Annotated in this window: 21 protein-coding genes; 15 read left to right on the top strand and 6 right to left on the bottom strand. The window is 50.4% G+C overall.

The features are described 5' to 3' along the window. Window positions 1–53 precede the first annotated feature (53 nt). Window positions 54–1,310 (bottom strand): TonB family protein, encoded by a 1,257-nt coding sequence (locus tag ACGHZ6_RS19425; protein ID WP_390615689.1) that lies wholly within the window; start codon window positions 1,308–1,310, stop codon window positions 54–56. Window positions 1,311–1,704: 394 nt separating this feature from the next. Between ACGHZ6_RS19425 and ACGHZ6_RS19420 the strand changes: the two genes are divergently transcribed. Beyond that, window positions 1,705–2,391, top strand: coding sequence for a cyclic nucleotide-binding domain-containing protein (locus tag ACGHZ6_RS19420; protein ID WP_390615688.1), 687 nt, complete (start codon window positions 1,705–1,707; stop codon window positions 2,389–2,391). 7 nt (window positions 2,392–2,398) lie between these two features. Here ACGHZ6_RS19420 and ACGHZ6_RS19415 read toward each other — a convergent pair whose 3' ends face one another. Next, the gene (locus ACGHZ6_RS19415; protein ID WP_390615687.1) at window positions 2,399–2,746 is read right to left on the bottom strand and encodes a ComEA family DNA-binding protein; all 348 of its coding nucleotides are present in this window, start codon (window positions 2,744–2,746) and stop codon (window positions 2,399–2,401) included. Window positions 2,747–3,164: 418 nt separating this feature from the next. On the opposite strand from ACGHZ6_RS19415, the gene ACGHZ6_RS19410 reads away from it, so the two are divergent. The 5 genes from ACGHZ6_RS19410 (at window position 3,165) to ACGHZ6_RS19390 (ending at window position 9,712) form a co-directional block, all read left to right on the top strand. Then, window positions 3,165–4,211 (top strand): efflux RND transporter periplasmic adaptor subunit, encoded by a 1,047-nt coding sequence (locus ACGHZ6_RS19410; RefSeq protein WP_390615686.1) that lies wholly within the window; start codon window positions 3,165–3,167, stop codon window positions 4,209–4,211. Next, window positions 4,208–7,420, top strand: coding sequence for an efflux RND transporter permease subunit (locus tag ACGHZ6_RS19405; protein ID WP_390615685.1), 3,213 nt, complete (start codon window positions 4,208–4,210; stop codon window positions 7,418–7,420). Before ACGHZ6_RS19410 ends, ACGHZ6_RS19405 begins: the two co-directional genes overlap by 4 nt. A gap of 140 nt (window positions 7,421–7,560) precedes the next feature. Next, window positions 7,561–8,211, top strand: a complete 651-nt coding sequence (locus ACGHZ6_RS19400) for a flagellar brake protein (RefSeq protein WP_390615684.1) — start codon at window positions 7,561–7,563, stop codon at window positions 8,209–8,211. 13 nt (window positions 8,212–8,224) lie between these two features. Next, window positions 8,225–8,941: a hypothetical protein gene (locus ACGHZ6_RS19395; protein WP_390615683.1), complete on the top strand. Its 717-nt coding sequence runs from the start codon at window positions 8,225–8,227 to the stop codon at window positions 8,939–8,941. Between the two features lie 69 nt (window positions 8,942–9,010). After that, window positions 9,011–9,712, top strand: a complete 702-nt coding sequence (locus tag ACGHZ6_RS19390; protein ID WP_390615682.1) for a hypothetical protein — start codon at window positions 9,011–9,013, stop codon at window positions 9,710–9,712. A 6-nt stretch (window positions 9,713–9,718) separates the two neighbouring features. Here the strand turns inward: ACGHZ6_RS19390 and ACGHZ6_RS19385 are convergent, their stop codons facing one another. Then, a complete protein-coding gene (locus ACGHZ6_RS19385) occupies window positions 9,719–10,129 on the bottom strand; it encodes a hypothetical protein (RefSeq protein WP_390615681.1) in 411 nt (136 codons plus the stop codon). Between the two features lie 117 nt (window positions 10,130–10,246). On the opposite strand from ACGHZ6_RS19385, the gene dinB reads away from it, so the two are divergent. The 3 genes from dinB (at window position 10,247) to ACGHZ6_RS19370 (ending at window position 13,455) form a co-directional block, all read left to right on the top strand. Continuing rightward, window positions 10,247–11,380 (top strand): DNA polymerase IV, encoded by a 1,134-nt coding sequence (gene dinB, locus ACGHZ6_RS19380; RefSeq protein WP_390615680.1) that lies wholly within the window; start codon window positions 10,247–10,249, stop codon window positions 11,378–11,380. 57 nt (window positions 11,381–11,437) lie between these two features. Continuing rightward, the gene (locus tag ACGHZ6_RS19375) at window positions 11,438–12,340 is read left to right on the top strand and encodes a fumarylacetoacetate hydrolase family protein (protein ID WP_390615679.1); all 903 of its coding nucleotides are present in this window, start codon (window positions 11,438–11,440) and stop codon (window positions 12,338–12,340) included. A gap of 146 nt (window positions 12,341–12,486) precedes the next feature. Next, window positions 12,487–13,455 (top strand): hypothetical protein, encoded by a 969-nt coding sequence (locus ACGHZ6_RS19370; RefSeq protein ID WP_390615677.1) that lies wholly within the window; start codon window positions 12,487–12,489, stop codon window positions 13,453–13,455. Window positions 13,456–13,469: 14 nt separating this feature from the next. On the opposite strand, the gene ACGHZ6_RS19365 is transcribed toward ACGHZ6_RS19370, so the two are convergent. Continuing rightward, entirely contained in the window at window positions 13,470–13,814 is a 345-nt protein-coding gene (locus ACGHZ6_RS19365; RefSeq protein WP_390615676.1) for a HopJ type III effector protein, read from the bottom strand. A 291-nt stretch (window positions 13,815–14,105) separates the two neighbouring features. Between ACGHZ6_RS19365 and ACGHZ6_RS19360 the strand changes: the two genes are divergently transcribed. Beyond that, window positions 14,106–14,525 carry an ExbD/TolR family protein gene (locus tag ACGHZ6_RS19360; RefSeq protein WP_390615675.1) on the top strand — a complete coding sequence of 140 codons (420 nt, stop codon included), beginning with the start codon at window positions 14,106–14,108 and terminating at the stop codon, window positions 14,523–14,525. An 85-nt stretch (window positions 14,526–14,610) separates the two neighbouring features. On the opposite strand, the gene ACGHZ6_RS19355 is transcribed toward ACGHZ6_RS19360, so the two are convergent. After that, complete coding sequence (locus ACGHZ6_RS19355) at window positions 14,611–15,102, bottom strand: aminoacyl-tRNA deacylase (protein ID WP_390615674.1); 492 nt, start codon at window positions 15,100–15,102, stop codon at window positions 14,611–14,613. Between the two features lie 597 nt (window positions 15,103–15,699). Between ACGHZ6_RS19355 and ACGHZ6_RS19350 the strand changes: the two genes are divergently transcribed. The 4 genes from ACGHZ6_RS19350 (at window position 15,700) to ACGHZ6_RS19335 (ending at window position 20,497) form a co-directional block, all read left to right on the top strand. Beyond that, window positions 15,700–16,509, top strand: a complete 810-nt coding sequence (locus ACGHZ6_RS19350) for a PhoH family protein (protein WP_390615673.1) — start codon at window positions 15,700–15,702, stop codon at window positions 16,507–16,509. A gap of 513 nt (window positions 16,510–17,022) precedes the next feature. Continuing rightward, the gene (gene parC, locus ACGHZ6_RS19345; RefSeq protein ID WP_390615672.1) at window positions 17,023–19,272 is read left to right on the top strand and encodes a DNA topoisomerase IV subunit A; all 2,250 of its coding nucleotides are present in this window, start codon (window positions 17,023–17,025) and stop codon (window positions 19,270–19,272) included. A gap of 79 nt (window positions 19,273–19,351) precedes the next feature. Beyond that, a complete protein-coding gene (locus ACGHZ6_RS19340) occupies window positions 19,352–19,615 on the top strand; it encodes a PilZ domain-containing protein (protein ID WP_390615671.1) in 264 nt (87 codons plus the stop codon). A gap of 33 nt (window positions 19,616–19,648) precedes the next feature. Beyond that, window positions 19,649–20,497, top strand: a complete 849-nt coding sequence (locus ACGHZ6_RS19335) for a hypothetical protein (protein WP_390615670.1) — start codon at window positions 19,649–19,651, stop codon at window positions 20,495–20,497. A gap of 1 nt (window position 20,498) precedes the next feature. Here the strand turns inward: ACGHZ6_RS19335 and aceK are convergent, their stop codons facing one another. After that, window positions 20,499–22,307 carry a bifunctional isocitrate dehydrogenase kinase/phosphatase gene (gene aceK, locus ACGHZ6_RS19330; RefSeq protein ID WP_390615669.1) on the bottom strand — a complete coding sequence of 603 codons (1,809 nt, stop codon included), beginning with the start codon at window positions 22,305–22,307 and terminating at the stop codon, window positions 20,499–20,501. 127 nt (window positions 22,308–22,434) lie between these two features. Between aceK and ACGHZ6_RS19325 the strand changes: the two genes are divergently transcribed. After that, a complete protein-coding gene (locus ACGHZ6_RS19325) occupies window positions 22,435–23,502 on the top strand; it encodes a polysaccharide deacetylase family protein (protein WP_390615668.1) in 1,068 nt (355 codons plus the stop codon). Window positions 23,503–23,575 lie beyond the last annotated feature (73 nt).

The raw sequence follows: 23,575 nt of genomic DNA, 5'->3' as shown, positions 1-23,575 counted from the left end.
GAAAAAAGGCTGCCCTATGGCAGCCTTTTTTTGTTTTGGTCCGGAAGACCGTGTTACTTCGGCAGGCGGAATACAATCGGTAAACTGAACTCGAAAGCTTCACCGGTCACATCCTCAGGTACGGGTGGGAATGGCGTTGCACGTTCTACCGCTTTCAGGGCTTCCTTGTTGAGGGTGGAGTGACGCGAGTTTTCCATCTCCGCAACGTTTTGCACATTACCTTCACGGTCGATGGTGACGTTCAGGCGCACACTGCCTTCGTGGCCACGGCTAACCGCGCGCTTGGGGTAACGGATGTATTTGTAGGTCCACTTCAGCAGTTTGGAGTGGTACAGCTGGCGGCTTAGCAGGCTCTCTGCGGTCAGCAGTGGGGCTTCGGCGTCTTCATCTTCTTCGTCCAGCAGCGCTTCTTCATCGGTTAATGGCTCATCACCAAAGACCTCATCCTCGCTCATAATGGCTTCTTCTTCTGCTGCGGCGACTTCTTCGGCCACAGCAGCTTCTGCCGCAGGGCTTTCTTCGGCGGCAACTTCAGGTTCTGCAACAGCAGGGGCTGCCAGCTCAGGTTGGGCCAGTGTCGGTGCTTGGGCCAAGGCAGGAGCGCTGATTGCAGGTTTGGCCACTTCCTGGGGAGCTGCGGCAATGGCAACTGGTGCAGGTTTGGCTTCAGGTTTTGGTTGGGCTGGCGCCGTCCACGCGGCTACAGCTTGGCGACGAGCATCGCTGGGTTGAGTACTCTCAAAGCGGCCAAGTAGCTCGGCATCGACATCGCCTTCGGTAAGCAGTGCGGCGCGGAAATCGGAGGATAAAGGTACATTACCGATCCAGGTGCGTAGCAGCAGGTTAAAGAAGTCATCTGAGGCAATATTGCCCAGCTCGGTGCCATTTACAGAGACGGTGGTACCGAAGCCTGGTTTTGAGTCGATCACCACATGGTCACCGGCTACCAGCTTCTGTTTGATCAGTCCTGTGAAGGCGACCATGTTTTGTGCCTGCTCGGACAGGGTCGCGCCACTGTTATTAATCGCCATGCCCTCAATCCACATATTGTTGAGGCGGCGGGCGGACAGGCGTCGGGTGGTAATGCGTAACTCCAGGCGTTTTGCTTCGCTGGCCTGGATAATTGCGTTGGCATCACTGGATAGGGTTTCACTGTAAAGGGCAGCAATAAAGCGCTCTTTATTAAATTCTGAGTGGCTGGCAATACCGTTGATTAACGGTTCAGCCCACACAGGTGTGGTGAAAGCTATCAACAGGGCGGTGATCATGGCGTGCGCCCGTGACGGAAGGCGTAAACCTAAGCTGGTCATGATTGAGTGCTCTTTTATTATTACTCTTTATTATTGTTGTGGCGGCTGCATTGGCCGCTAGGGCAGTGAGGTTGTTATCCGGCAAGGTCTTTGGCCCCAACCAGCCGGTTACTTATTACACCTACGCCCTTTTATTGTTCATATAGTATCCAAAGTGTTCTTAAAGGGGGCATCCTTTATATGCCTTACTCTACAGCAATTGTCTGTGACTTCAAGTTGTAATCTGGTTCTATAATGGGTAGCTCAAGTCCCTTAAAATCAGGGGGTTATAGAAGTGTGAACGGTTGCTCACTTATTTGCTTGTTTAAGGACAATTCGCTTGGGGCTATTCCGAAAACTGAATTACACTTTGTGCATAGCTTTAGGTTCTTGTTTTTCTACTTCTCTGGTGATTATGGTTATTAAAGAACTCAATCAATTCCCCCGCGAGACCGTTGAGCAGCTGCTGGCTGGTATTCCTTTCTATAAATCGGTCAAGCAGCAGGATGAGTGGCAGTTTGAGCTCTTGTTGCAACACTCCCGTGTAATCACTTATCGCGCCGGCGAAACCATACTACGCCAGGGTGAATCAGACAGTTGGTTGTTTTTCCTGTTAAAGGGGCAGCTGGATGTGCTGGTCGAAGATGGTTTGGGGCAGCACCACGTCAATCAAATCACCCCTGGTGAGGTGTTTGGCGATCTGGCGATGTTGGTCGAGCGCGAGCGCACTGCCAATGTGGTGGTGCCAGACAACGTTCGTGAGGCGGTGGTATTTGGTACCAATTTTGATGTGTTTGGGCCGCTGGAAAAGCTTCAGCCGGTAAATTTGGATACCAAACTGACCTATTACCGCAATACGGTGCACAGTTTGCGTTGGAAGCTGGAGGTGTATCGCAACCAGCATCCAGAGCATGAGCTGGCCAGTCGTCACCGGCTGGTGAAACTCTATACCGGGCCCAAGGACTGCTTGGATGAGCTAAAAGGACTGCACCGTCAGGCTTCGGAGTTGGCAGTGCTTCTGATTGCCTGGAATGGCAAGTTTGGTCGCGTGAGTGAGCCCCTGGTGACTCCGAGTCCACAATTGGTAGCGGCGATCGCTTAACCGCCAGCTACAAACACATCTGCGCTCTAAGCCGGTCGAGCTGATCGTCTTTAAATCCTTCTACCCGGGTCAATTCATCCAGTGTGGTAAACGGGCGGGCTTCAATTATCCGTTGTGCCGTCACTGCCCCTATACCTGGTAACGTCTGCAAGCGGGTTTTGTTGGCCGTATTGATATTGACCTTGTCGGTAGAGATCGCCGGTGTTGTTGCCGAGGCAGCAGCTGGAGAGGATTTCAGCTGCTCGAGTTGATAGCGTAGATCACTCAAATCATCTCGATAGGCACGGGTTATAAAGATCAGGCGGTTTACCAGCCAGGCGATAATACCCAGCAGAATCAGTGTCAGTAATTTCATATGGCATCCTTTCTTTTACTGATAGTTATCCGTTGAGTTTATACCGAATACTTAGGTTTGGTAGATGCTGTCAAAATTTATATGCATTATGAATTAAAAGAATACCCTTGATGACATATAAGTAATGGGGGTTGTGGGGTTTTCAGTGTTAAAATAGCCGAAATTTTATTCGCTTAACATTTCTTGGCTTGTTCTGATCAGTGCATGTTGCCAGAGTTAGCGACAGTTTCGTGGGGTCGTTCGTCATCCCGTAAGGAATACACCTTATCAATGGATTTATCACAATATGCAACAATGGTTGAATCAAATCTGGGCAAATAAAAACTACCGCATTTCGGGTACGTTTGTTGTGCTGACCTGTCTTTGGATGTTGACAGGATTAGTATCCAATCAAGCGGAGGGTGACCAGGGAGTCAGTGTGACTGACAGCAAAACCCTGACACCGGTTAAAGCCCGTTATGTCTATGCCGAGGAATTCAACCGCACCGCCCGAGTTCGAGCGCGAACTGAAGCCAATCGTGAAGTGTCCCTGCGGGCAGAGATCAGTGGCCGCATTGTTGGCTTGCCTGCGGCGAAAGGCAGTCAGGTTAAAAAAGGTGATGTGGTCTGTGAGTTAGCACTGGAAGATCGCGCTCTGCGTTTAAACGAAGCCCAGGCTGCAGTTGAGCAGGCCCAGCTGGAGTATGATGGTGCATTGCGCTTGCGCTCCGGGGGCTACCAATCAAAAACCGCCATCGCCGGTTCCAAGGCACGTTTGCAAACCGCTAAGGCTGATTTAAGTCGTCGTCAGTTGGATTTGGCCAATGTGAAAATCAAAGCGCCGTTTGCGGGTGTGATTGAAGATCACGCGGTTGAGGTGGGTGACTTTGTACAGCGCGGTGATGTATGTGCCAGTTTATTGGATCTGGACCCACTGAAGATTGTTGGCCAAGTATCTGAAACTGAGGTTGGTCAGATTTCCTTAGGATCGCCTGCCTTTGCCCGTTTGTTAACCGGTCAAAAAGTTGAAGGACAAGTAGCCTATGTGGGCCGTTCGTCCAATGATGTGACGCGTACCTTCCGTGTAGAGGTCTCTGTTCCTAATAACGATATGACCCTTTATGGGGGGATTACGTCTGACTTGGTGATTCCTGCTGGCAATCTTCAGGCCCATATTATTCCACCCGCGCTGTTGTCACTCGATGATGCCGGGCGTGTAGGAGTAAGATTACTGGATGAGAAAAATCGTGTCCGTTTCAGTCTGGTGGAACTGGTGGGAGACCATCCACAGGGCGTTTGGGTAACTGGTTTACCAGAGAAAACACTGTTGATTACCGTCGGTCAGGAATACGTCTCCAATGGTGAGGAGGTTTCCGTTACCCTTGAAGCTGATGACAAACACTCCAACGCCATCGCTGAATTAAAGAGTGCCAGCATCGCAACACCTCAGTTAGCACCCCAGGCGGAGGGTGTTGCTACTCCATGAATATCCTACAAAATGCGGTAAGCCGTTTCCGTAGTACCCTGTGTGTTCTGTTGTTGTTATTGGTTGCAGGCATAATTTCACTGCGCAATATGCCAATCGAAGCCAACCCGGAAATCAATGTTCCCTATGTTTCCGTTCAAGTTACCCTCGACGGTATTTCTCCTGAAGACGGTGCCCGATTGTTGGTGCGCCCCTTAGAGCAACAGTTACGCTCTATCGATGGCTTGGATGAAATCATCGCCACCTCCCGTGAATCCATGGCCTATCTAATGGTGAAGTTCGAGGTGGGCGAAGTTGAGATGGATAAAGCCCTCAATGATGTTCGTGTGGCGGTAGATCGGGCTAAAGCAGATTTGCCCAGCGATGCTGACGAGCCCGTGGTTGAAGAATTGTCTGCCTCAGATTTTCCTGCCGTAACTGTCACGGTGACCGGTGACAAGGTCAATGAGCGCGAATTGTTTAACGCGGCGCAAATGTTGCGCACACAATTTGAAAATCTTCCTCTGGTTCTTGAGGCCAATTTGGTTGGTCACCGTGAAGAGGTGGTTGAAGCTATTATCAATCCGGCACGTCTTGAGCATTACAATATCACCAGCGATGAGCTGATTAATGCGGTGTTGGGCAACAACCTGCTGGTGCCAGCCGGTCAGATCGATACAGGTACCGGGCGTTTTGCGGTTAAGGTTCCTGGTTTGATCGAAGATCGACGCGATGTATTTAGTCTGCCGGTGAAATCGACAACCGAAGGTGTTGTTACCCTGGGGGATGTAGCTGATATTCGCCGAACCTTTAAAGACCCTGATCGTTTTACAACTATCAATGGTAAGCGAGCGATTGTACTGGAAGTTGAAAAGCGCAGCGGCACTAATCAGATCGAAGTGTCAGATACAGTTAAAGCCTTGGGCACAGAGCTTCAACAAAAACTACCTGCGGGTATTGAGGTTGATTACATCCTAGATATGTCCTCATTTACGACTCAGATGGTGAGCGAAATGCAGGGTAATATTCTTACCGCCATGGCGTTGGTCATGGTGGTCGTGATAGCGGCGTTAGGCTTGCGTTCTGGTGTTTTGGTGGGATTAGGTATTCCTTTCTCGCTGCTGGTATCACTGATCTTTTTGCAGTTCATCGGCTATACCTTCAACTTTATGGTTATGTTCGGCATGTTGCTGGCATTGGGTATGCTGATCGACGGCGCCATTGTGGTAACAGAATTTGCCGACCGTAAAATGGCTGAAGGTATGACCAGTCGAGCGGCTTATCAGGTGGCTGTTCGACGTATGCTTTGGCCGGTAGTTGCTTCAACGGCAACTACGCTGGCGGCTTTCCTGCCATTGATGTTCTGGCCTGGGGTTTCCGGTGATTTTATGGGTTACTTGCCGGTTACCGTATTTGCGGTGCTGGTAAGCTCTTTGGCTTACGCACTGTTTTTCGCTCCTGTGATTGGCTCATTAATGGGCAAATCAAAAATGGAATTAACCGTACAGACTTATCTGTGTCAGCTCGAAACAGAGAATCCGGTAAAGCTCCAGGGAATTACCGGAGCCTACGCCCGCGTGTTAAGTACCATTTTACGCCGTCCCGTTGTGGCGTTATTGGTAGCGTTAGTGGTGCTTTTCACTATCTTCGGCATCTATGGAAGATTTAATGCGGGCGTTATGTTCTTTGCTGACACCGAAGAAAAGTACGGTCAGGTTTCCGTACGTGCGCAGGGTAATCTGTCTGTAGAAGAGCAGCGCAGGATTGTTTACGACGTTGACCAAATCGTTCAGCAAGTGGACGGTGTATTGACCACCTATGCCATGAGCGGTGGTGCTGGTTCCGGTACTCGTGCCGGGGCTAAAGATCAGATCGGTAATATCATGGTGGAGTTGGACGAATACGAAAACCTCGGCCGTTCCAGTTATGACATTTTCAAAGAGATCAGAGACAGAACAAAAGACATCCCCGGTATTATTGTGAACGGCGAGGTGTTTGAAGGTGGACCACCGGTGGGTAAACCGGTGCAGATTCAACTGGAATCCAATAATCATGAGAAGCTACTGGCAACAGCCCGCTATCTGCGCGATACGCTGGAAGCTCAATTCCCGGATTTACGCGACATCACTGACTCGACACCGTTACCCGGTATTGAGTGGGAGATGGTGGTTGATCGCGCCTTAGCTGCTCAGATGGGTGTTAATGTGGTTGAAGTTGGTCGCGCCGTGCAATTGGTGACCAATGGCGTTCGCATAGGTGATTTTCGCCCAGATGATGCCGATGAAGAAGTTGAAATTCGTGTGCGCTATCCATTTGAAGCTCGAGGCATTAACGCGCTTGATTATGTTCGCGTCAATACGCCTCAAGGTCCTGTGCCCATTAGCAGTTTCGTGCAGCGTAAAGCCAAGCCGCGAGTCGATAAAATTGAGCGTATTGACAGTATCGAAGTGGTGACGGTTAAAGCCGATGTCCAGGAAGGTGTACTGGAAGACGATGTGGTTAAAGAGGTTCAGGCCTGGATGGCAGAAAACCCGCTGGATCCCGAGGTCAATGTGGTGTTCCGTGGTGCCAATGAAGAGCAGGAAAAAGCCAGTGCCTTCCTAGGTGGAGCAATGATGTTGGCGCTGTTCCTGATGTTTGTATTACTGGTTACCCAGTTCAACAGTTTCTACCAGGGCCTACTGATTATGTCGGCGGTGATTATGTCTACCGCAGGGGTGTTGTTGGGATTACTGATCACCCAGCAACCTCTTAGTATTATTCTGACAGGTGTGGGTATTGTGGCCTTGGCCGGTATTGTGGTGAATAACAATATCGTGCTGATTGATACCTATAACCACGTACGCCGCACACAGCGTCATTTGACGCCTGCCAAAGCTGCCGTTGTAGCAAGTGCCCAGCGTTTGCGTCCGGTCTTTTTGACCACGGCAACCACGATCCTGGGTATGTTACCGATTGCCTTGAACATGAGTATTGACCTGATGGGTCGTGATATCACCTTTGGCGGTGTCATCGCTTCCATGTACGTGCCGCTGGCAAGGGCTATTGTTTACGGACTATTGTTTTCAACCATACTTACTTTGTTAATGACGCCGGTGATGCTGGTGGTGCCGCGTCGTTTACATCAGCTGGGACGTATTTACCTGAGTCCAAGAATGCGGCCGTTGCTGGAGCGGATCCAGAATCACCGCCGGGTTCAAGCGTTTGTAGGGCCAAAGAAAGAGTCTTAAGCGCTTCTGCTGGTGCCAGCCCCAATCCCCAAACGGTCGCCTCGGCGGCCGTTTGTCCTTTCTAACAGGCTGATTTCGTTGTAAATTATGGCGTATAAACGCCGATATAAACGATAACGATCAGACTCCCATAGCGTTCGATGAAATTTGAAGACTTAAAACTAGGTTACGGTTACCCCCTTCAGCTGCAGGTGCAGGTGGAAGGGCAGGTTCAACGTGCCACCAGTAAATTGGTGGGTTGCGTGCCTGGGCAGGGGTTATTGATAGCGCCTCCCCGAGGTAAAGCACGCTTGCGTAGCGGCCAGAAAATTGTTGTGCGCATTATGGTAGGTAATGGTATTTGCCTGTTTCCAGCATTGATTCAGTCCGTTGTGACCCAACCGATGCCGATGATGCAGTTGTCTTACCCGAAGCAGGTGAACTTTAAGGAAATTCGCGGTGCCACACGGGTAGATGTCAAAGTGCCTATCCAGGCCGTCAATATGTCCAGCCTGCCGGAGAAAACCAGTGATGGTGTTATCGCCGATATCAGTACCTCCGGCGCGCGACTGGAAGTCTCCGACCCGGTAGGGGATGTGGGCGATGAGCTGCAGCTTAAGGGGACCGTTAATGTTGGCCCCATTCAGCGCGAGTTGGATATTCAGGGCGTGATTCGCTCCCGTGTGGAGCGCAGTACACGGGAGATTGAAGAGAATCTCCCCGCGGTTTACGGCATAGAGTTTACTGAGACAAATGAGGACCAACTGCTGTTGCTCTATGCATTTGTCTACAGTGAATTGGCCATGGCCTAAGACGGGAAACCCTATGCGTAGCGCTTTTATCATTCTTGCATTGCTTGTCAGTGAATCTGCTTTGGCAGTAAATAATGCCAACTTCTGGCTACCTGCCAGTTACCGTGAATGGTTGCCGGAGATGCGTGAGCAAGCCGAAGCGCTGGAACGGGATGAAGCTGATTGTGTGTCGGTGATCAAATCTACGCTTCATGAAAGCTACTCTACCCGTGACAACCCTGTGTTTCGATTTGTCTGTCGCGACTCGCACAACAAGAGCTACTCCATTATTGTCGATGCTGTCAGCCACAAGCGTACCTATTCCAACCCTATGCGCTCACCGGAATACCGAGCCAAGAAGGAAGAGGAAGCGCGATTGGCCAAACTGGCAGAGGCCAAGAAGCGTTTAAAAGCCAAGCGCGTGGATTGCGAAAACGCCCTGCAGAAGAAAACCCGTTTTATGCGTGATTTTACCTGGGTCAGTGATCAGTTTATGGAACCGCAGCGTTTATTGTTAGCCGACGTTGATCCCGCTAAATCTAAGCCCAAGCCAAAACCAAAACCCAAAGCTAAACAGGGCGAAGCTGAAGAAATCGTGGAAGAGCCTCAGGTATGGGTGTTTGATGGCCATTTCGATGCCAAGGATGTGCAGGGGCGAGGGCTAAAATATCAGGCCCGTTGTCTGGTCTTTGATGACAAAGAGACGGTAACCATTAACATTGGCCGCCGCGTACCTGCCTCAGCCCAATAACGTTTCTGAAACTCTATGCACGCCTGGAATTCCTTTTTTTATAGTCTCTATGTCATAGCCGCCTGGGCTATGACGCTGTTTAGCCTGGTGATGATCGCACAGGGCCAGTGGTTGTGGTCGGGGGTTTTACTGGCCTGGTTACCTTTACAGCTGGTTAATGTGTGGCGGCGTTATCGCGCACCTGTATTTATTGAAGATGAGCGGGAAACCCTGGCCATGGCCATGGGCCTGTTGGGGTTGGCGATTTTATTGGTGGGTGGTGATCGCAGCTGGCCATTGGCGCTGGGTGGCTTGGGCATTGCCTGTCTGTTGGTATATCGTTTTTTCTGGAGTTCAGTAAAACCTGGAGTGAGGGCAACTGAAGCTGACACATCCGTATTGGCTCCGTTGGCCAGTGAAAAGCAGCCGACATTGGTGCTGTTTATGCGCGGTGAAACCTGTCCGTTTAGCCAGATGGTTGTGCGTGATACCGCCGCCTTTGCTGAAGAAGCGGCAGAGCTAAAAGGGCTGCAGATCGTTTATCTTTACCCCCAATCATCCATCGCTGGGGCGGAGCCTGCATGGGCTGATGCTCTGGGGATTAATTTACGCGGCGGTGCTCCCTGGTCGTGGAGCTTTGCCGGTCGTGGCAAGGACACCCTAAGCCCTGCCATAGCGTTGCTGGATAGTCAGGGCAAATGTCTGTTTTGGGACAGGGCCAGCAACTACAGGTTACCGCCGACCCCACGCAACCGCTGGTCGAAGATTGCTGCCAGGTTAAGACAGCTGTAGATGCGGTTAAAGTAAGGGGCCGTTAGGTAAAAAGCGGTTATTGCTTTTCTCTTTAATCCACAACAGCAGTTCTTTGGCTGGAGGTGTGCCGCGCTTGCGCAGGGCTTTCACCAGGCCAATCACCGGTGAATGCTCGGCTGCTTCCCAGCCTGGTAGTTGCATCTCGGCTTCGGTAAAGAAGCGGATCAGGTGAATCACTTCATCTTCACTGTAGCTGTCCGCGGTTTTTATCCACAGCTCACGTTCCAACTGCATTACAGGACGCCAATCGGTTTGCTGGGAGGCATTCAGTTGCCCAGCCAGTGTCTCCAACTGGTTGTCGCGGCTAAGGCTGATAAACAGTGCTAGCTGCTCGTCAGTGGGTTCAAAGGTTGGGGCGGCTTGGCCTTCATTGGGATCCCAGGCACCGATACTCATAAGTTACTCTATCCACAATTTATAAAATGTCAGAGCCGCTATTATAGCGAAGTCCGCTTTGTACAGGTTAGAAAAATACACTGTATATACAGACAGTTTTGCGGCATTATAGACCCTATGAACCGTAAGATTATTCACATAGATGCCGACTGTTTTTACGCTGCGATTGAGATGCGTGATAACCCGGAATTTCGCAATCGACCTATAGCGGTAGGCGGTGATGCTACCCGACGCGGCGTGATTTCAACCTGTAATTACGAAGCGCGTAAATACGGCGTGCACTCGGCTATGGCATCCAGCCAGGCGTTAATTCAGTGCCCGCATCTGTTGATTGTGCCCCACCATTTTGAAAAGTACCGCGATGCCTCCATGGTGATGCGCGAGATCTTTCATGACTATACCGACCTGGTAGAGCCTCTGTCTCTGGATGAAGCCTACCTGGATGTGACCGACAGTGATCGTTGCCAGGGCAGTGCCACGCTGATGGCCAAGGAAATTCGTCAGCGCATTGAGCGGGCACTGGCGATTACCGTTTCGGCAGGAGTCGCCCCCAACAAGTTTTTGGCCAAGGTGGCCAGTGATTGGCAAAAGCCCAATGGCATGACGGTGATCAGTCCCGCTGAAGTGGATGGTTTTGTTGCCGCTTTGCCGGTGGCTAAAATCTCCGGGGTGGGCAAGGTGACGGCCTCGAAAATGCGCCAGGTGGGAATCATTACCTGTGGTGACCTTCGCGCTTTGAGCCAGGCGGAGCTGGGAGAGGTGTTTGGCAGTTTTGGTCCGCGCCTTTATGACCTGTGCCGTGGTATAGACCTGCGTCAGGTTAAAACCTACCGGCGGCGAAAATCCCTCAGCGTCGAGCACACTTACGCTGAAGATCTCTCTGACCTCGATGCCTGTTTGGCCCGGCTACCGGACCTCTTCGATGAGATGTTGGAGCGTTTGGATAACCACATAAAGAAGTATCCGGAAGAGGGCTTTGAAGTGGCCAAGGCGTTTGTGAAGATCAAATTTGCCGACTTTACCTCGACCACCCTGGAGCGCGTGGATACCCAGGCACGATTGGGGGATTATCGCCGTCTTATGCAGCAAGCCTTTGTCCGCGGTGACGATAAACCAGTGCGGTTACTCGGGGTGGGGGTGCGTTTTGCGGAGCCACAGGCTGAGAGTGAAGGCCAGGTTAAGGAAGAGGATAATATCTTCGCCCAGCTTGAATTTGCCCTGGCCGAAAACGATCAAAAGCTTGAGAAATAGCCACAATAGCTCAACAATGCGTTCAGATTTTTGCAAAGTGTTTTAAAGGATCGCTCTATGAAGTTCTTAACCCTGGAGCAAGGCCAGCTCGGTGCCTTGATTGAAGATGAAGGGCAGCAGCAGGTGGTTGACCTGACTGCAGCGGCGAAACTGTTTGAATTGGAACCGCTACCAATGACCCTGGCTGAGATAGTCGGCTGGACTGATGAGCAGGTTGCGGCTCTGTGGGGGCTGGCCCAGGTTGCTTTGGATAAAGGCGTTAGTTGCCGAGCCTACAGCGAAGTAAAAGTCATTGCGCCTATTCCGCAGCCGCGTCGCAATATTTTATGCCTGGGGAAAAACTATCTCGACCATGCCAAAGAAGTGGCTGAGAAAATGCAGGCATCCAGCGATGCCCCAGAGCATCCCATTATCTTTACCAAGGCAACCACATCGGTTATCGGTCCGGGAGACGATATCCCTGCCCACGCCGAGTTAACCCGCAAGCTCGATTATGAAGCGGAACTGGCCCTGATTATTGGCAAAGAAGGGCGCGATATCCCTGAAGAGCAGGCGCTGGATCATGTCTTTGGTTATACTGCGATCAATGATGTGTCTGCGCGCGATTTACAAAAAGACCATGTGCAGTGGTTTCGCGCCAAAAGCCTGGATGGTTTTGCGCCTATGGGACCAGTGGTAGTGCACCGCAGTGTTATGCCCGAGCCAAAAGATATTCAGGTCAGTTGCCACATTAACGGTGAACAACGCCAGTGTGCCAATCTCGATCAGCTGATTTTTGATTTACCGACTATTATTGCCACACTATCAAAAGGCATGACTCTATTGCCTGGCGATATTATTGCTACAGGAACGCCGGCAGGTGTCGGCATGGGATTTCGTCCGAGCAAATACCTGAAATCCGGTGATGAAGTGGTGGTTTCTGTGTCTGGTGTGGGTAGTCTCACAAACCGAGTTGTATAAGGTTTGATCCATTCGTAAATTTTCTTTTTAGACAGACAAAAAAAGACCACTTTTTTTGTCTGTCAATCCTTACTATTTTCTTTTTCGTCACTATAATTCCGCGCCCTAAACCGAGTAGAAAGCAGAGTAAGTAGAGGTAGCGCTGGGTGATCGTTTTTTCCGCCACCAATGAAGTAACCGGTGACGTTTTTGTGGGCAATACCCGTGAAGGCTTAGAAGTTGAATGGGCACAGTTGATCAGTCAGGCAGATGAAGGCGCAAGTGGTAAATTCTTTGCCCAGATTCGCCGCCACGGTGCCGACAGTTTTGAAGTGGAAGAATACGCTTACGCAGACAGCGGCGCTGAACTGCGTGAGCTGACCCGCGAAGCTCGTGATGAGCTAGGGGCAGAGGCGATTAAGAGTGCTCGCCGTAGTTCGAGCTCGGTGGTGGGTAAGAAATCCATGAGCATGGAAGCCATTATGGCCTCCATTGAAGAAGCTGCCCGTGAAGCCGAAGCGGGTATGGCTTCGCCGCAGGGTTCCTCGTCTGCCCAGACCGTTCAAGCTGCGTCTGCCAAACCTTCTGCGACTCAGTCCAATGCCTCAGCAGTCAGAAAGCCTGTCAGTGCCCCAGCGAGTTCCGCTGCTGAGCCTAAAATGGCTGCCGGTCGCACAGGTTCAGCCTCGAAAGAAAAGCGCATCCGCGAAGCCATAGCTGCTGAACGTGAGGCACGTGACCAACTGCGCCAAACCCAATCCCGCGATAGTCAGGCTGAGATGAATGCCGTGATTGCCCGCATTGAGCAACGTCGGGCAGCCAACAAAGGCAGTGGCAAGAAAGCTACAGCCAAGAAAACCTCTACCGTCAAAACCGCCAGTAAATCCAATGCGGCTTCCAGTCCATCCAGCGTAACTAAACCTACACCAGCAGCCACCCCCAGCAAGCTGGCGGCCGGGCGTACGGGATCCAGTGCCAAAGAGAAGCGTATTAAAGAGGCTATTGCTCTGGAGAAGGCTGAGCGCGAAGCACAGCAGAAGGCGAAAGCGGCGGCAGAAGCCGATGAAATGGCAGCGATCCTGGCGCGACTGGATGCACGTTCCAAGGATGCAGAAAAGATCAAACGCCGTCGCTAACGGCGTTTGCAGTCTTACTTGGCGGTCAGAGCAGTCCCGGCGAAGCTGACGCCGTCCCAGCCATTGGCCATAAACTGGCGGATATTCTGGTGATCATCACCGTCTGGGTTACCCAGCACATCTTCACGGTAATAGCGGCCAAAGCAGGCCAGGGTTTGTTCGGCTGAGAGTCCTTGCAGCTTGGCAAAAGCCAGCAATTTACACGAGCCTTGGTTCTGCTCGGCACTGTTCTCGGCGCTGCCATTGGTGAAGGCTGAAGCCTGGTAGTTGTAGTTGGCCTCAATGGTGGCCATGGTGTCTTCAAACTCGACGCTTTCTGGGGTGGTTTTCAGCTTGGTTAAGAACTGTTCTAACTGCATGATATCTGTCCGTTTAGGGGCTTAATGCTGGAGATCATAGCAGATCGCAGCAAAAGTCCCTAAAGATCCCCCAAAAGTGGGTGGTTGGACACTTTCTGTTAGGCAGCTGTCAAAGAAGCTGCTAATATGTGCCCCCTACAAGACCGGGGCGTGTTGAGTGAGACGACCCTGGCGGGCTAAAAGGCCCATGTTTAGTGAGATTGCTAGACGCAAAGATACCCGTCTACTACCTGATTGGGGGGGACAGCGGGTTGCAGGATTGATAAATAATAAAGTTAAAGAGGTAGTATCGTGAGACGTAAAAAAGGCCACGGCGACGCTGAAGACAATAGTGAAATTGATCTGACACCCATGCTAGACGTGGTGTTCATCATGTTGATCTTCTTTATCGTAACGGCATCTTTCGTTAAAGAGAGCACCATTGACGTTAATGTCCCAGAGAATCAGGAAAACACCCCTCCTGATCCAGACAGCAAGTCCATCCTGGTGGAAGTACGTTCCAACGATGAAATTTGGATGGAGCAGCGTCGTGTAGACATCCGTGCTATTCGAGCCAATATTGAGCGTATGCATGCCGAGAACCCAGAAGCTCCGGTAATCGTTAAAGCTGATGCCAAAGCAAGTGCCAAGAGCTTTGTGGCCATTGCCGATGCAGCCCGTGAAGCAGGCATCTACAACGTATCACTGGCGCGCCCAGAACCGTCTAAGTAAACACGCTTTATTTGGATGCAAAAAAGCAGCTCCTGGAGCTGCTTTTTTTATGCCTGAGATTTTTTGATATCACGAGTTAATGTGACTACAAGGGCTGATCGTGCCGCGTGCAGATGGCTATCTTGTCATGCATGCTCGAGGCGATCAGTTTATCGAGGTCGGGCTTGGCCATATGAATAAGGTGTTGGTGGTCTCCCGCTTCGAGGAAAAACTCCGGTGACTGTTCAATGTCATCATCCCAGATAACATTCATGCCGTAAGCCTGCCCGAGACAGGGAATAGCGCCTTTTTCACAGTCGTGAAACAGATCTTCCAGTTCTTCTTCGTCAGCCAGTTCCATACGTCGATCAAAGATTTGATTGAGGGTATGACGCCTGACCCGATGGCTGGCGGGCAGGATTGCCATGGTGTAATGCAGATCTTCATCGCGAAACACAACGCCTTTTAATAGCTGCTGGCATGGGACTCTAGCGGCTACGGCGGTATTAAACGATCCTTCACTGTAACGATGCTCAACCACATCGTAGGCTACAGATTTTGTTTTGAGATAGTTTTCTAGCGTAACAGCAATACCCATATACCGTACCTCCGTTGCAGGATGAGGCACAGTCGGCGCTGAAGTGCTCTATGGTGGGGCGAAAAAAATTGACTGCCCCGAGCATCACGCTCTGTGCCAATGTATTTACGCTACTTTTAAGTATAAGCATAAAATCAAAAAGTGAGACATTTATATTGCAACGGCATAAAACCCTTAAAGATACGTCATAAAAGTGTCGTCAAAGCGGTTTATAACTATTGCAGTCTGTCTTTAAATATGGATAGAATCAGACACGTGAAAGGAATTTCACAGGCATTAATTAACTTTTGCTACCTTAATTAGTAAAAGCTATTAATGACTAAACCCGGTAGTAAAATCGTGGTGACTGAATTTTCAGTTGCAAGGGTTGTTCGGCTCTAAAGTTTTAGACTTGGTTCTAACTTTTTTGAGAACGTACAAACCAGTCGATTTTTTATTGGGTTTGTCTCCCACCTCATTTGTAGCTGTTAAAGGAGGAGCTACCGGAAAACGTTCGATCCATTAATGACTTAATTAATTCGTTTTATTGTTCTGGTAATGCACCGATGCTCAGCATCCTCTCGTACCAGATGATTTGACCAGAAAGGATTGTCACTTATGGCGAAAAGATCGTGCTCCAAACGCAACGCGCATTACCCTTCCCACTCGGAAGATCGAAAACAAAAAGGCCATAAAAAGTCGTCAGGGAAACGACGACGAGAAAGCGCCGACATCGTAGAGCTCAATCCGCTATCTCCCAATCTGGGAACCGCCTATTCTCCCCAGCGCGCTAACACTCCCCTCGAACCTCGCACCCCTGCTCAAAAACGTTATATCTCTGCCATCAAAAATCATTGTTTAACGTTTGGTCTTGGGCCTGCTGGTACAGGGAAAAGTTATTGTGCCGGTGCTCTGGCAGCGCAAGCATTGGAATCGGGTCAAATTGAACAAATTATTTTGACGCGACCTGCGGTTGAGGCTGGCGAGCAACTGGGATTTTTACCGGGTGCGGTTGATGAAAAGTTTTCGGTTTATATCGATGCCTTTCGTGACATCCTCAATGAGCGTTTAGGCGCAGGAACAGTCGAGTACTGTTTGCGTCACGGTAGAATCGTGGCGGCACCTTTAGCGTTTATGCGCGGTAAAACCTTTAACAGCAAAACCTTTGTTGTGTTGGATGAAGCGCAAAATACTTCTGTCGCACAAATGAAAATGTTCTTAACCCGTATCGGTGAAGACTGTCGTGTGGTGATCAACGGTGATATCGCCCAGAGTGATATCCGTGGCCCTAACGGTTTGGAAGATGCGGTGAAACGTTTAAGTGGTGTGAAAAGTGTCTGTATTCATCGCTTCGAACGTGAGGATATTGTACGTAGTGGATTAGTGAGAGAAATTATTGATCGCTACGAACCACCAGCAAACGCTTAAACAATACCATCTCTTTCAGAGAACTGAAGTTTAGGTTTAAGGTCAGAGTACCGTTGCTTCTTTAGAGACCTTCGGAGGCAGGACGCCGACGCAGAGCGGCCATGGATGGCGCAAAGCGTGTCTCTAAAGAAGCAACGGTACTCTGGCCGCCACGATCTTCCTTTCAAACTCATATGTTCTTAACTGGCTCGTGGCGCTTGGGGTCAGCTATTTCCTTCCAGGAACGCTGTTCGCCATCCCTGGCCGCTCCCTCGTCGGCGTCCTGCCTCCGAGGGTCCTGGAAGGAAATAGCTGACCCCAAGCTTAAGCCCAACCTACGAACATTATTCAAGTCGGGTTGTAGCTTCTTTATAGACTTCTCCTGCTGTTTGTTTTTTGTACGGTAAAGCCAGTTGCTGAGGCAGCCGATTGCTGCCAGCCGGTTGATTTGGTATAAGCTACTCCCATTATTATAAATCAGGCTGTTGATCAGTTTTTGGCCTTTGCCAGGCCATATTCAAGTTAGGACGTTTTATGACCGAGGTGTTGACCCCTCAGGACGCCGAAGAACGCGTTTCCCTGCAACAATATGCTGAAAAGGCGTACCTGGATTACTCCATGTACGTGATTCTTGACCGCGCCTTGCCTCATCTGGGTGATGGTCTTAAGCCGGTACAGCGCCGGATTGTCTACGCCATGAGCGAGCTGGGCCTGAAGGCCAGTGCCAAATACAAGAAATCGGCCCGTACCGTGGGTGATGTGATTGGTAAGTTCCACCCGCACGGTGATAGTGCTTCCTATGAAGCCATGGTGTTGATGGCGCAGCCCTTCTCCTACCGTTATACCTTGATTGATGGTCAGGGTAACTGGGGATCCCCGGATGATCCTAAGTCCTTTGCCGCGATGCGTTATACCGAATCGCGTCTGACTAAATACAGTGAGGTGCTGCTGTCTGAGTTGGGGCAGGGCACGGTGGACTGGGTTCCTAACTTTGACGGTACGCTGGAAGAGCCTTCGGTGTTGCCGGCACGTGTCCCCAATGTGCTGCTGAACGGCACTACCGGTATTGCGGTAGGTATGGCCACCGATATTCCTCCGCACAACCTGCGTGAAGTGGTGAATGCGACTATTCACCTGTTGGAGAATCCTAAGGCAACCCTTGAAGACCTGTGTGGGTTTATTCAAGGGCCGGATATGCCTACCGAGGCGGAAATTATTACGCCTAAGGCCGATATCCACAAAATGTATCAAACCGGTCGCGGCAGTTTGCGTATGCGCGCGGTGTGGGATAAGGAAGATGGTGATGTTGTTGTCACCGCTCTGCCACATCAGGTATCCGGTGCAAAAATTCTGGAGCAGATCGCCAGTCAGATGCAGGCCAAGAAACTGCCTATGGTGGCTGACCTGCGTGATGAATCTGATCACGAGAATCCAACCCGTCTGGTGGTTGTGCCTAAGTCCAATCGCGTCGATGTCGAAGCGATGATGAATCACTTGTTCGCCACCACTGATCTGGAAAAAACCTACCGGGTTAACCTGAATATGATCGGCATTGACGGCCGCCCACAGGTTAAGTCGCTGGATAAGATTCTGGGCGAGTGGCTGAGTTTCCGTCAGGTGACGGTACGTCGTCGTTTGCAGCACCGTTTGGAAAAGGTTAACCAGCGCCTGGAGCGTTTGGCTGCCTTGATGATTGTGTTCCTCAATGTGGATGAAGTGATTCATATTATCCGCACGGAAGATCATCCCAAGCCGGTACTGATTGAGCGTTTCGATCTGACCGAAGCGCAAGCTGAATATATTCTTGAAACCAAGTTACGCCAGTTGGCGCGCTTGGAAGAAATGAAAATTCGCGAAGAGCAGGAAGCGCTGGAAAAAGAGCGTGAGAATCTGGAGAAAACTCTCGACAGCGCTCGTCGTCTGAAAACCCTGGTCAAGAAAGAACTGCAAGCGGTTGCCGATGAGTTTGGTGATGAGCGTCGCTCGCCGATTATTGAGCGTGGCGAAGCCCAAGCCTTTAACGAACTGGATCTATTGTCCAATGATCCAGTCACCGTTGTGTTGTCAGAAAAAGGCTGGATTCGTTCTGCCAAAGGTCACGATATCGACCCGGCGGCACTGAACTACAAATCCGGTGATGGATTTAAATTTGCCGTACGGGGTAAGTCTAACCAGAATGTCATTCTGCTGGACTCCACCGGGCGAAGTTACGCCATGGCTGCGCATACCCTGCCGTCGGCTCGGGGGCAGGGTGAACCGGTTACCGGTCGTCTGAATGCGCCCAGCGGTGCGGTCTTCGAAGGTGCCTTAATGGGCGATAATGAAGAGCGTGTGCTGGTGGCCAGTGATGCGGGTTATGGTTTTGTCGCTAAGCTTGGCGATTTGTATACCAAGAATAAATCCGGTAAAGCCCTGTTGACCTTGCCTAAAGGTGGTCAGGTGATGCCACCAATTGCGGTGACCGATCCTGCCAATGATCTGTTGGCGGCGATCAGTAATGAAGGCCGTTTGCTGGTGTTCCCGCTGACCGAATTGCCGGAGCTTGCTCGCGGTAAAGGCAATAAGATCATGAATATTCCTTCGGCCCGTGTGCAGGCCCGTGAGGAGTTTATGATCTCTGTGCAGGTGATCAGTGCCGGGCAGCAGTTGGTGGTTTATTCCGGCAAACGCCATACCACGCTGAAAGCCTCGGATCTCGACCACTACCGTGGTGAGCGTGGCCGTCGCGGTAATAAACTGCCGCGTGGTTTCCAAAAAGTGGATTCGGTGGCAATCAAGGACTAAATTAACAGGATAGAGGGGAATTCTTCCCCTCTGCTACGGTGCTAGCCGTGCGTATGCCGAGCATATGTAAGGAATAAGAATGACCGACAACAAACGCCACAGTCCGCGTACCCCCATGGTAACGCGTATTCGGATCACCAATCCCCAGGTCGGTGAGGTGATCACCAAAACCCGGGATATTTCCGATTCTGGTGTATTTGTGGTGATGGAAGGCTCTGATGTTCCCCCTATCGGTACTGTGGTAGAAGGCCAGGTGTTGGGACTGCCGGGCGGTGAAGCCCCGATTGTCACAATGGAAGTTGTCAGGGTCGAACCTGGTGGCATTGGCCTAAAATTCCTATAATCAGCCGTCATCTGATTCTCTGGTCCCTTATTTATGCTGTTTTTCAACAGCGCTCGTTCGCTATTTATCTTCAGTTTGATCTGCGTTGGATTGACCCACTCTTCTCTAGGGTGGGCGAGCGAACCTGATTCAGAATCGATGCCGATGAATTATCTGATCTATGGGGCAGGAAATGGTCCTTTTCAGATAGCGCCGGCATTTTCAGATTCCAATGGTACTGACTCTTCTTATTCTGATACGTTTGATGAACAGATTGCGCGAGGATTTATTACCGACTTTATTTACGAGCTGCTGCGCGAAGAGAATGTCAAGATTACGCCAGTGGTAGAACCCATAAAGCGAATGAAACGTGATATCTTGGCGGGTCAATTTAAGCCGTGGATTACCTATGGCTTTCGTGGTTGGGAAGCTATGCCTGGTTGGGAGGGTTTTCATTTTCTGCCGCAGAATCTGTTTGAGTATACCCTCTCGCAGGTGTACTACGGCGACTTCGTAAAGCCCGCCAGCACGTTTAGTGAATTTAAAGATTGCCGTGTGATTTTGATTCGTGGTTTTAGTTATCAAATGGTGGTGGAAAAATTACAGGAGCATGGTGCGTTAGTGGTTTATGCTGACAACTTTGCTCAAGCGCTGCGTATGCTTAAGTATGGTCGGGCGGAAATCTTTCTGGGTTTCGATAAACGCGTCAAATATGTGCTGCAGGAAATGGGCTTGGCTGATGATCCTTTCCATCTCTCTCCCTTTATGCATGGTCAATTAAAAGGCTACGCGACTTTAATGATGAGTGATGATATTCCTCAGCCGATGGTTGATCGCTTGACCGACCGCGTGCAGGCAATGATTGATAGTGGTCGCTGGCAGGCGCTGTGGGATCGGTACTAACTCAATTTACAAAACGACTCTTGCGCCTGTAGGGGAAGGTGTCTTCTATATGGCCTGCTTTGAGTTTGTCTTGAATGCCTAGCCAAAAGCGGTAATCGTAAATATCCGCGTGAAGCTTCTCAAACGCCTGCTTGGCTTTCGGGTTGCCGCTAAAGAATAAGCGGAATTCTTCCGGGAAGACATCGTTTTCGGCAACGGTATACCAGGGGCGGTCGGCCATTTCTTCGGCTGCGTTACGAGGTTCGGGTATTTTGCGAAAATTAACCTCGGTTATAGGCATGATTTCATCGTAGTCATAAAAAACTACGCGACCATGGCGGGTTACGCCAAAGTTTTTTAGCAGCATATCACCGGTAAATATATTTGCCGCCGCCAGTTGTTTAATGGCGTTACCGTATTCATCCATCACTTCAACGATTTCCTGGTCACTGGCGTGGGTCAAAAACATATTTAGGGGAATCATGCGCCGTTCGGTATAGACGTGTTTCAGGATGACCCATTTGTCATTGATCTCAAGTTTGGATGCTGCGACCTGTTTTAGTTCTTGCAGGAGTTCGTCACTAAAGCGGTTGCGGTAAAAAATAAAGTTGGTGTATTCCTGGGTGTCAGCCATGCGCCCGGCGCGGTCACTGCGGGATACCAGCTTGTATTTGTCTTTCACAATCGCTTCGGTGACGGTTTTAGGCGGCGCGAAGCGGTCCTTGATAACTTTAAATACGCAATCATAGGAGGGCAGGGTAAACACGCTCATGACCATGCCTTTAATCCCCGGGGCAATTTCAAACCGATCGTCGCTCTGTTTCATATGCTGCAGAATATCTCGATAAAACGCTGTTTTACCGTGTTTGTTAAAGCCAATGGACGTGTATATTTCTGCAATATCCTTGTTGGGCATCAGTTGGCTTAAAAAGCGCACCAGGCGCGAGGGGATAGGGGCGTCGACCATAAAATAGGAGCGGGTAAAACTGAACACCCGGCTGGCACCGTCGGCATCGAAGATGGCGTTATCGATATAGATACCCTGTTTGCGGTTTAAAAAAGGCAGCAGGAACGGCATCTGGGTACCATCAATTTTTGCTCTGCCAACCAGGTAGGCGCCCTTGTTGCGATAAAAGATACATTCCAAAATATCCAGTTGTGCATTGGGCGCCGGGGCATCGGGATTGATGGGCAATGAGTCTTGCAGTCGGTCGAGAATATGTTGCACATCCCGGTCGAGGTTTTCCCACGGGGTTGAGAATTCAAAGTCTTTGAGGATGCCGGTGATGGTGTCACGCAGGCTGGTGTTGATATGGTAGCTGAGATAAATGCTGTATTCTTTTAAAGGTTTTTCCTGCGCGTCTTTGGTTGTCTGGGGTCTGGAGGGTTTTACAAACATATTGCGGTCGTGGATATGTTTGTGCGAAAAGCGGGAACAAAAAATCGAATTGAAGAAGGTTTCTGCAATTTCATAATTGCTATGGTTGCTGACCAGCTGTGCATACGCTGTGCGGGCCTGTCGCCAGAGTTCCAGATCACTGACATCTTTGCTGGTCACTTCCTCGACTAGCTTGCAGACTTGATTAACCTTGTTTTTATACAATTCAATTCGTTCGCGGTGATGTTTTTGCACCGCTTGCCAGCGGGCTTTTTCAAACCGGGCTTTGGCGCCGAGGGTCATATTTTGAAAATCGGCAAAGTAGGCGTCAAAACCGTTGAGTATGGTTTTGGCAATACGGCGGGCCGTTGGTGTCGGCGAGGCAATCGCGTGTTGGCTAGCCTGCGCCGAAGGCGTAAGCTCAGAGTTGGAGTTGGGGGGAGAGGCATCCATTAGGGTTCTCGATTCCTGTTAAGAGGCCATTAAACGTCATGCTATTAGAGTCTAGTTGATGATCTGTGTTGTAAATATGAACGAGGCAAGACAAATTACAAGTTCTGTCATAAACCTGAAAAAACTAGTGGCAGTATTACTGCTGGGGCTGTTGCCGGGGATATTGATCAGTGGTTCGCTGAGTGCGGCTGTCATTTTGCAGTATCACCATATTCGCGACACGGGGCCCGCGGCAACCCGTACCTCACCAGAGCTGTTTCGCCAGCATCTTGAGTATTTGGCGAAGCACAATTATCAAGTGGTGGAGTTGGAGCGTCTGATCAATGCCCTTAAGCAAAAACAGCCGCTACCGGACAAGACTGTAGCCATTACCTTTGATGATGGTTATGACTCGATTTATCACAAGGCGCTGCCCGAGTTAAAACGGCGGGGCTGGCCGTTTACGGTGTTTATCAATACCCAGCCCATCGATGAGCGTTGGCAGGGGTTTATGAGCTGGGATCAGCTACGAGAACTCACAGAATCAGGTGTTAGCATTGCCAATCACAGCGAGAGACATTGGCATATGCAGCGTCGGCAAGAGGGAGAGAACCGAGAAAGTTGGTTACAGCGCTTACAGGCAGGCATTGAGACGGCTGAAGAGCGTATTGATGATGAGCTGGGGCAGAACTACCGTTGGCTGGCCTATCCCTATGGTGAGTACAACCGCGAGATTCAGGATTTGCTACAGCAGATGGGTTACGTGGGATTGGCTCAGGTATCAGGGCCTTTGGCGCCCTGGTCAGATCTAACCGCATTACCGCGTTTTGCCTTTGGTGGCACCTACGGCGATATAAATGATTTTGCCATTAAAGTCGCCACTCAGCCCTTTTCCCTGCGGCGGGCCTGGGTGACCACGGAGTCGGGGCAGCGTTTAAGTGATCCCTTATTACCTTTGACTGAGTCGCGGCCGATCTTGCATCTATGGCTGGATAATGCGCGTATTGCCGCCCAGGTGAATTGTTTTGCATCCGGGCAGGGGAGCATTCCTGTGTTGCGTGATGGCCATCAGCTACAGGTCCAGGCTCCTGAGTCTTTGTCAGTGGGGCGAAGCCGCTACAACTGTACCGCTGCAACCGGTGAAAAAGGCCGATTTTTCTGGGTGTCGCAACCATTTTGGCGGCGTCTGGAAGATGGGCGTTGGTATTCTGAATAACCGACTATACTGCATATACCGCCTGTCTATGCCAATAACGAAACCTCTGGAAAGGGAGTTATTTCACCAAGGA

It is taken from the genome of Maricurvus nonylphenolicus (genome assembly GCF_042854845.1).
Taxonomy (GTDB): Bacteria; Pseudomonadota; Gammaproteobacteria; order Pseudomonadales; family Cellvibrionaceae; genus Maricurvus; species Maricurvus nonylphenolicus.
This window is presented reverse-complemented; position numbering and strand designations above follow the sequence as displayed.

Coding starts and splice junctions, on each gene's coding strand:
- ACGHZ6_RS19425 (WP_390615689.1), bottom strand. CDS start 1,310: ATGACCAGCTTAGGTTTACGCCTTCCGTCACGGGCGCACGCCATGATC.
- ACGHZ6_RS19350 (WP_390615673.1), top strand. CDS start 15,700: ATGGCGAAAAGATCGTGCTCCAAACGCAACGCGCATTACCCTTCCCAC.
- ACGHZ6_RS19365 (WP_390615676.1), bottom strand. CDS start 13,814: ATGCAGTTAGAACAGTTCTTAACCAAGCTGAAAACCACCCCAGAAAGC.
- ACGHZ6_RS19355 (WP_390615674.1), bottom strand. CDS start 15,102: ATGGGTATTGCTGTTACGCTAGAAAACTATCTCAAAACAAAATCTGTA.
- dinB (WP_390615680.1), top strand. CDS start 10,247: ATGAACCGTAAGATTATTCACATAGATGCCGACTGTTTTTACGCTGCG.
- parC (WP_390615672.1), top strand. CDS start 17,023: ATGACCGAGGTGTTGACCCCTCAGGACGCCGAAGAACGCGTTTCCCTG.
- ACGHZ6_RS19405 (WP_390615685.1), top strand. CDS start 4,208: ATGAATATCCTACAAAATGCGGTAAGCCGTTTCCGTAGTACCCTGTGT.
- ACGHZ6_RS19375 (WP_390615679.1), top strand. CDS start 11,438: ATGAAGTTCTTAACCCTGGAGCAAGGCCAGCTCGGTGCCTTGATTGAA.
- ACGHZ6_RS19400 (WP_390615684.1), top strand. CDS start 7,561: ATGAAATTTGAAGACTTAAAACTAGGTTACGGTTACCCCCTTCAGCTG.
- aceK (WP_390615669.1), bottom strand. CDS start 22,307: ATGGATGCCTCTCCCCCCAACTCCAACTCTGAGCTTACGCCTTCGGCG.
- ACGHZ6_RS19395 (WP_390615683.1), top strand. CDS start 8,225: ATGCGTAGCGCTTTTATCATTCTTGCATTGCTTGTCAGTGAATCTGCT.
- ACGHZ6_RS19335 (WP_390615670.1), top strand. CDS start 19,649: ATGCTGTTTTTCAACAGCGCTCGTTCGCTATTTATCTTCAGTTTGATC.
- ACGHZ6_RS19390 (WP_390615682.1), top strand. CDS start 9,011: ATGACGCTGTTTAGCCTGGTGATGATCGCACAGGGCCAGTGGTTGTGG.
- ACGHZ6_RS19340 (WP_390615671.1), top strand. CDS start 19,352: ATGACCGACAACAAACGCCACAGTCCGCGTACCCCCATGGTAACGCGT.
- ACGHZ6_RS19420 (WP_390615688.1), top strand. CDS start 1,705: ATGGTTATTAAAGAACTCAATCAATTCCCCCGCGAGACCGTTGAGCAG.
- ACGHZ6_RS19385 (WP_390615681.1), bottom strand. CDS start 10,129: ATGAGTATCGGTGCCTGGGATCCCAATGAAGGCCAAGCCGCCCCAACC.
- ACGHZ6_RS19415 (WP_390615687.1), bottom strand. CDS start 2,746: ATGAAATTACTGACACTGATTCTGCTGGGTATTATCGCCTGGCTGGTA.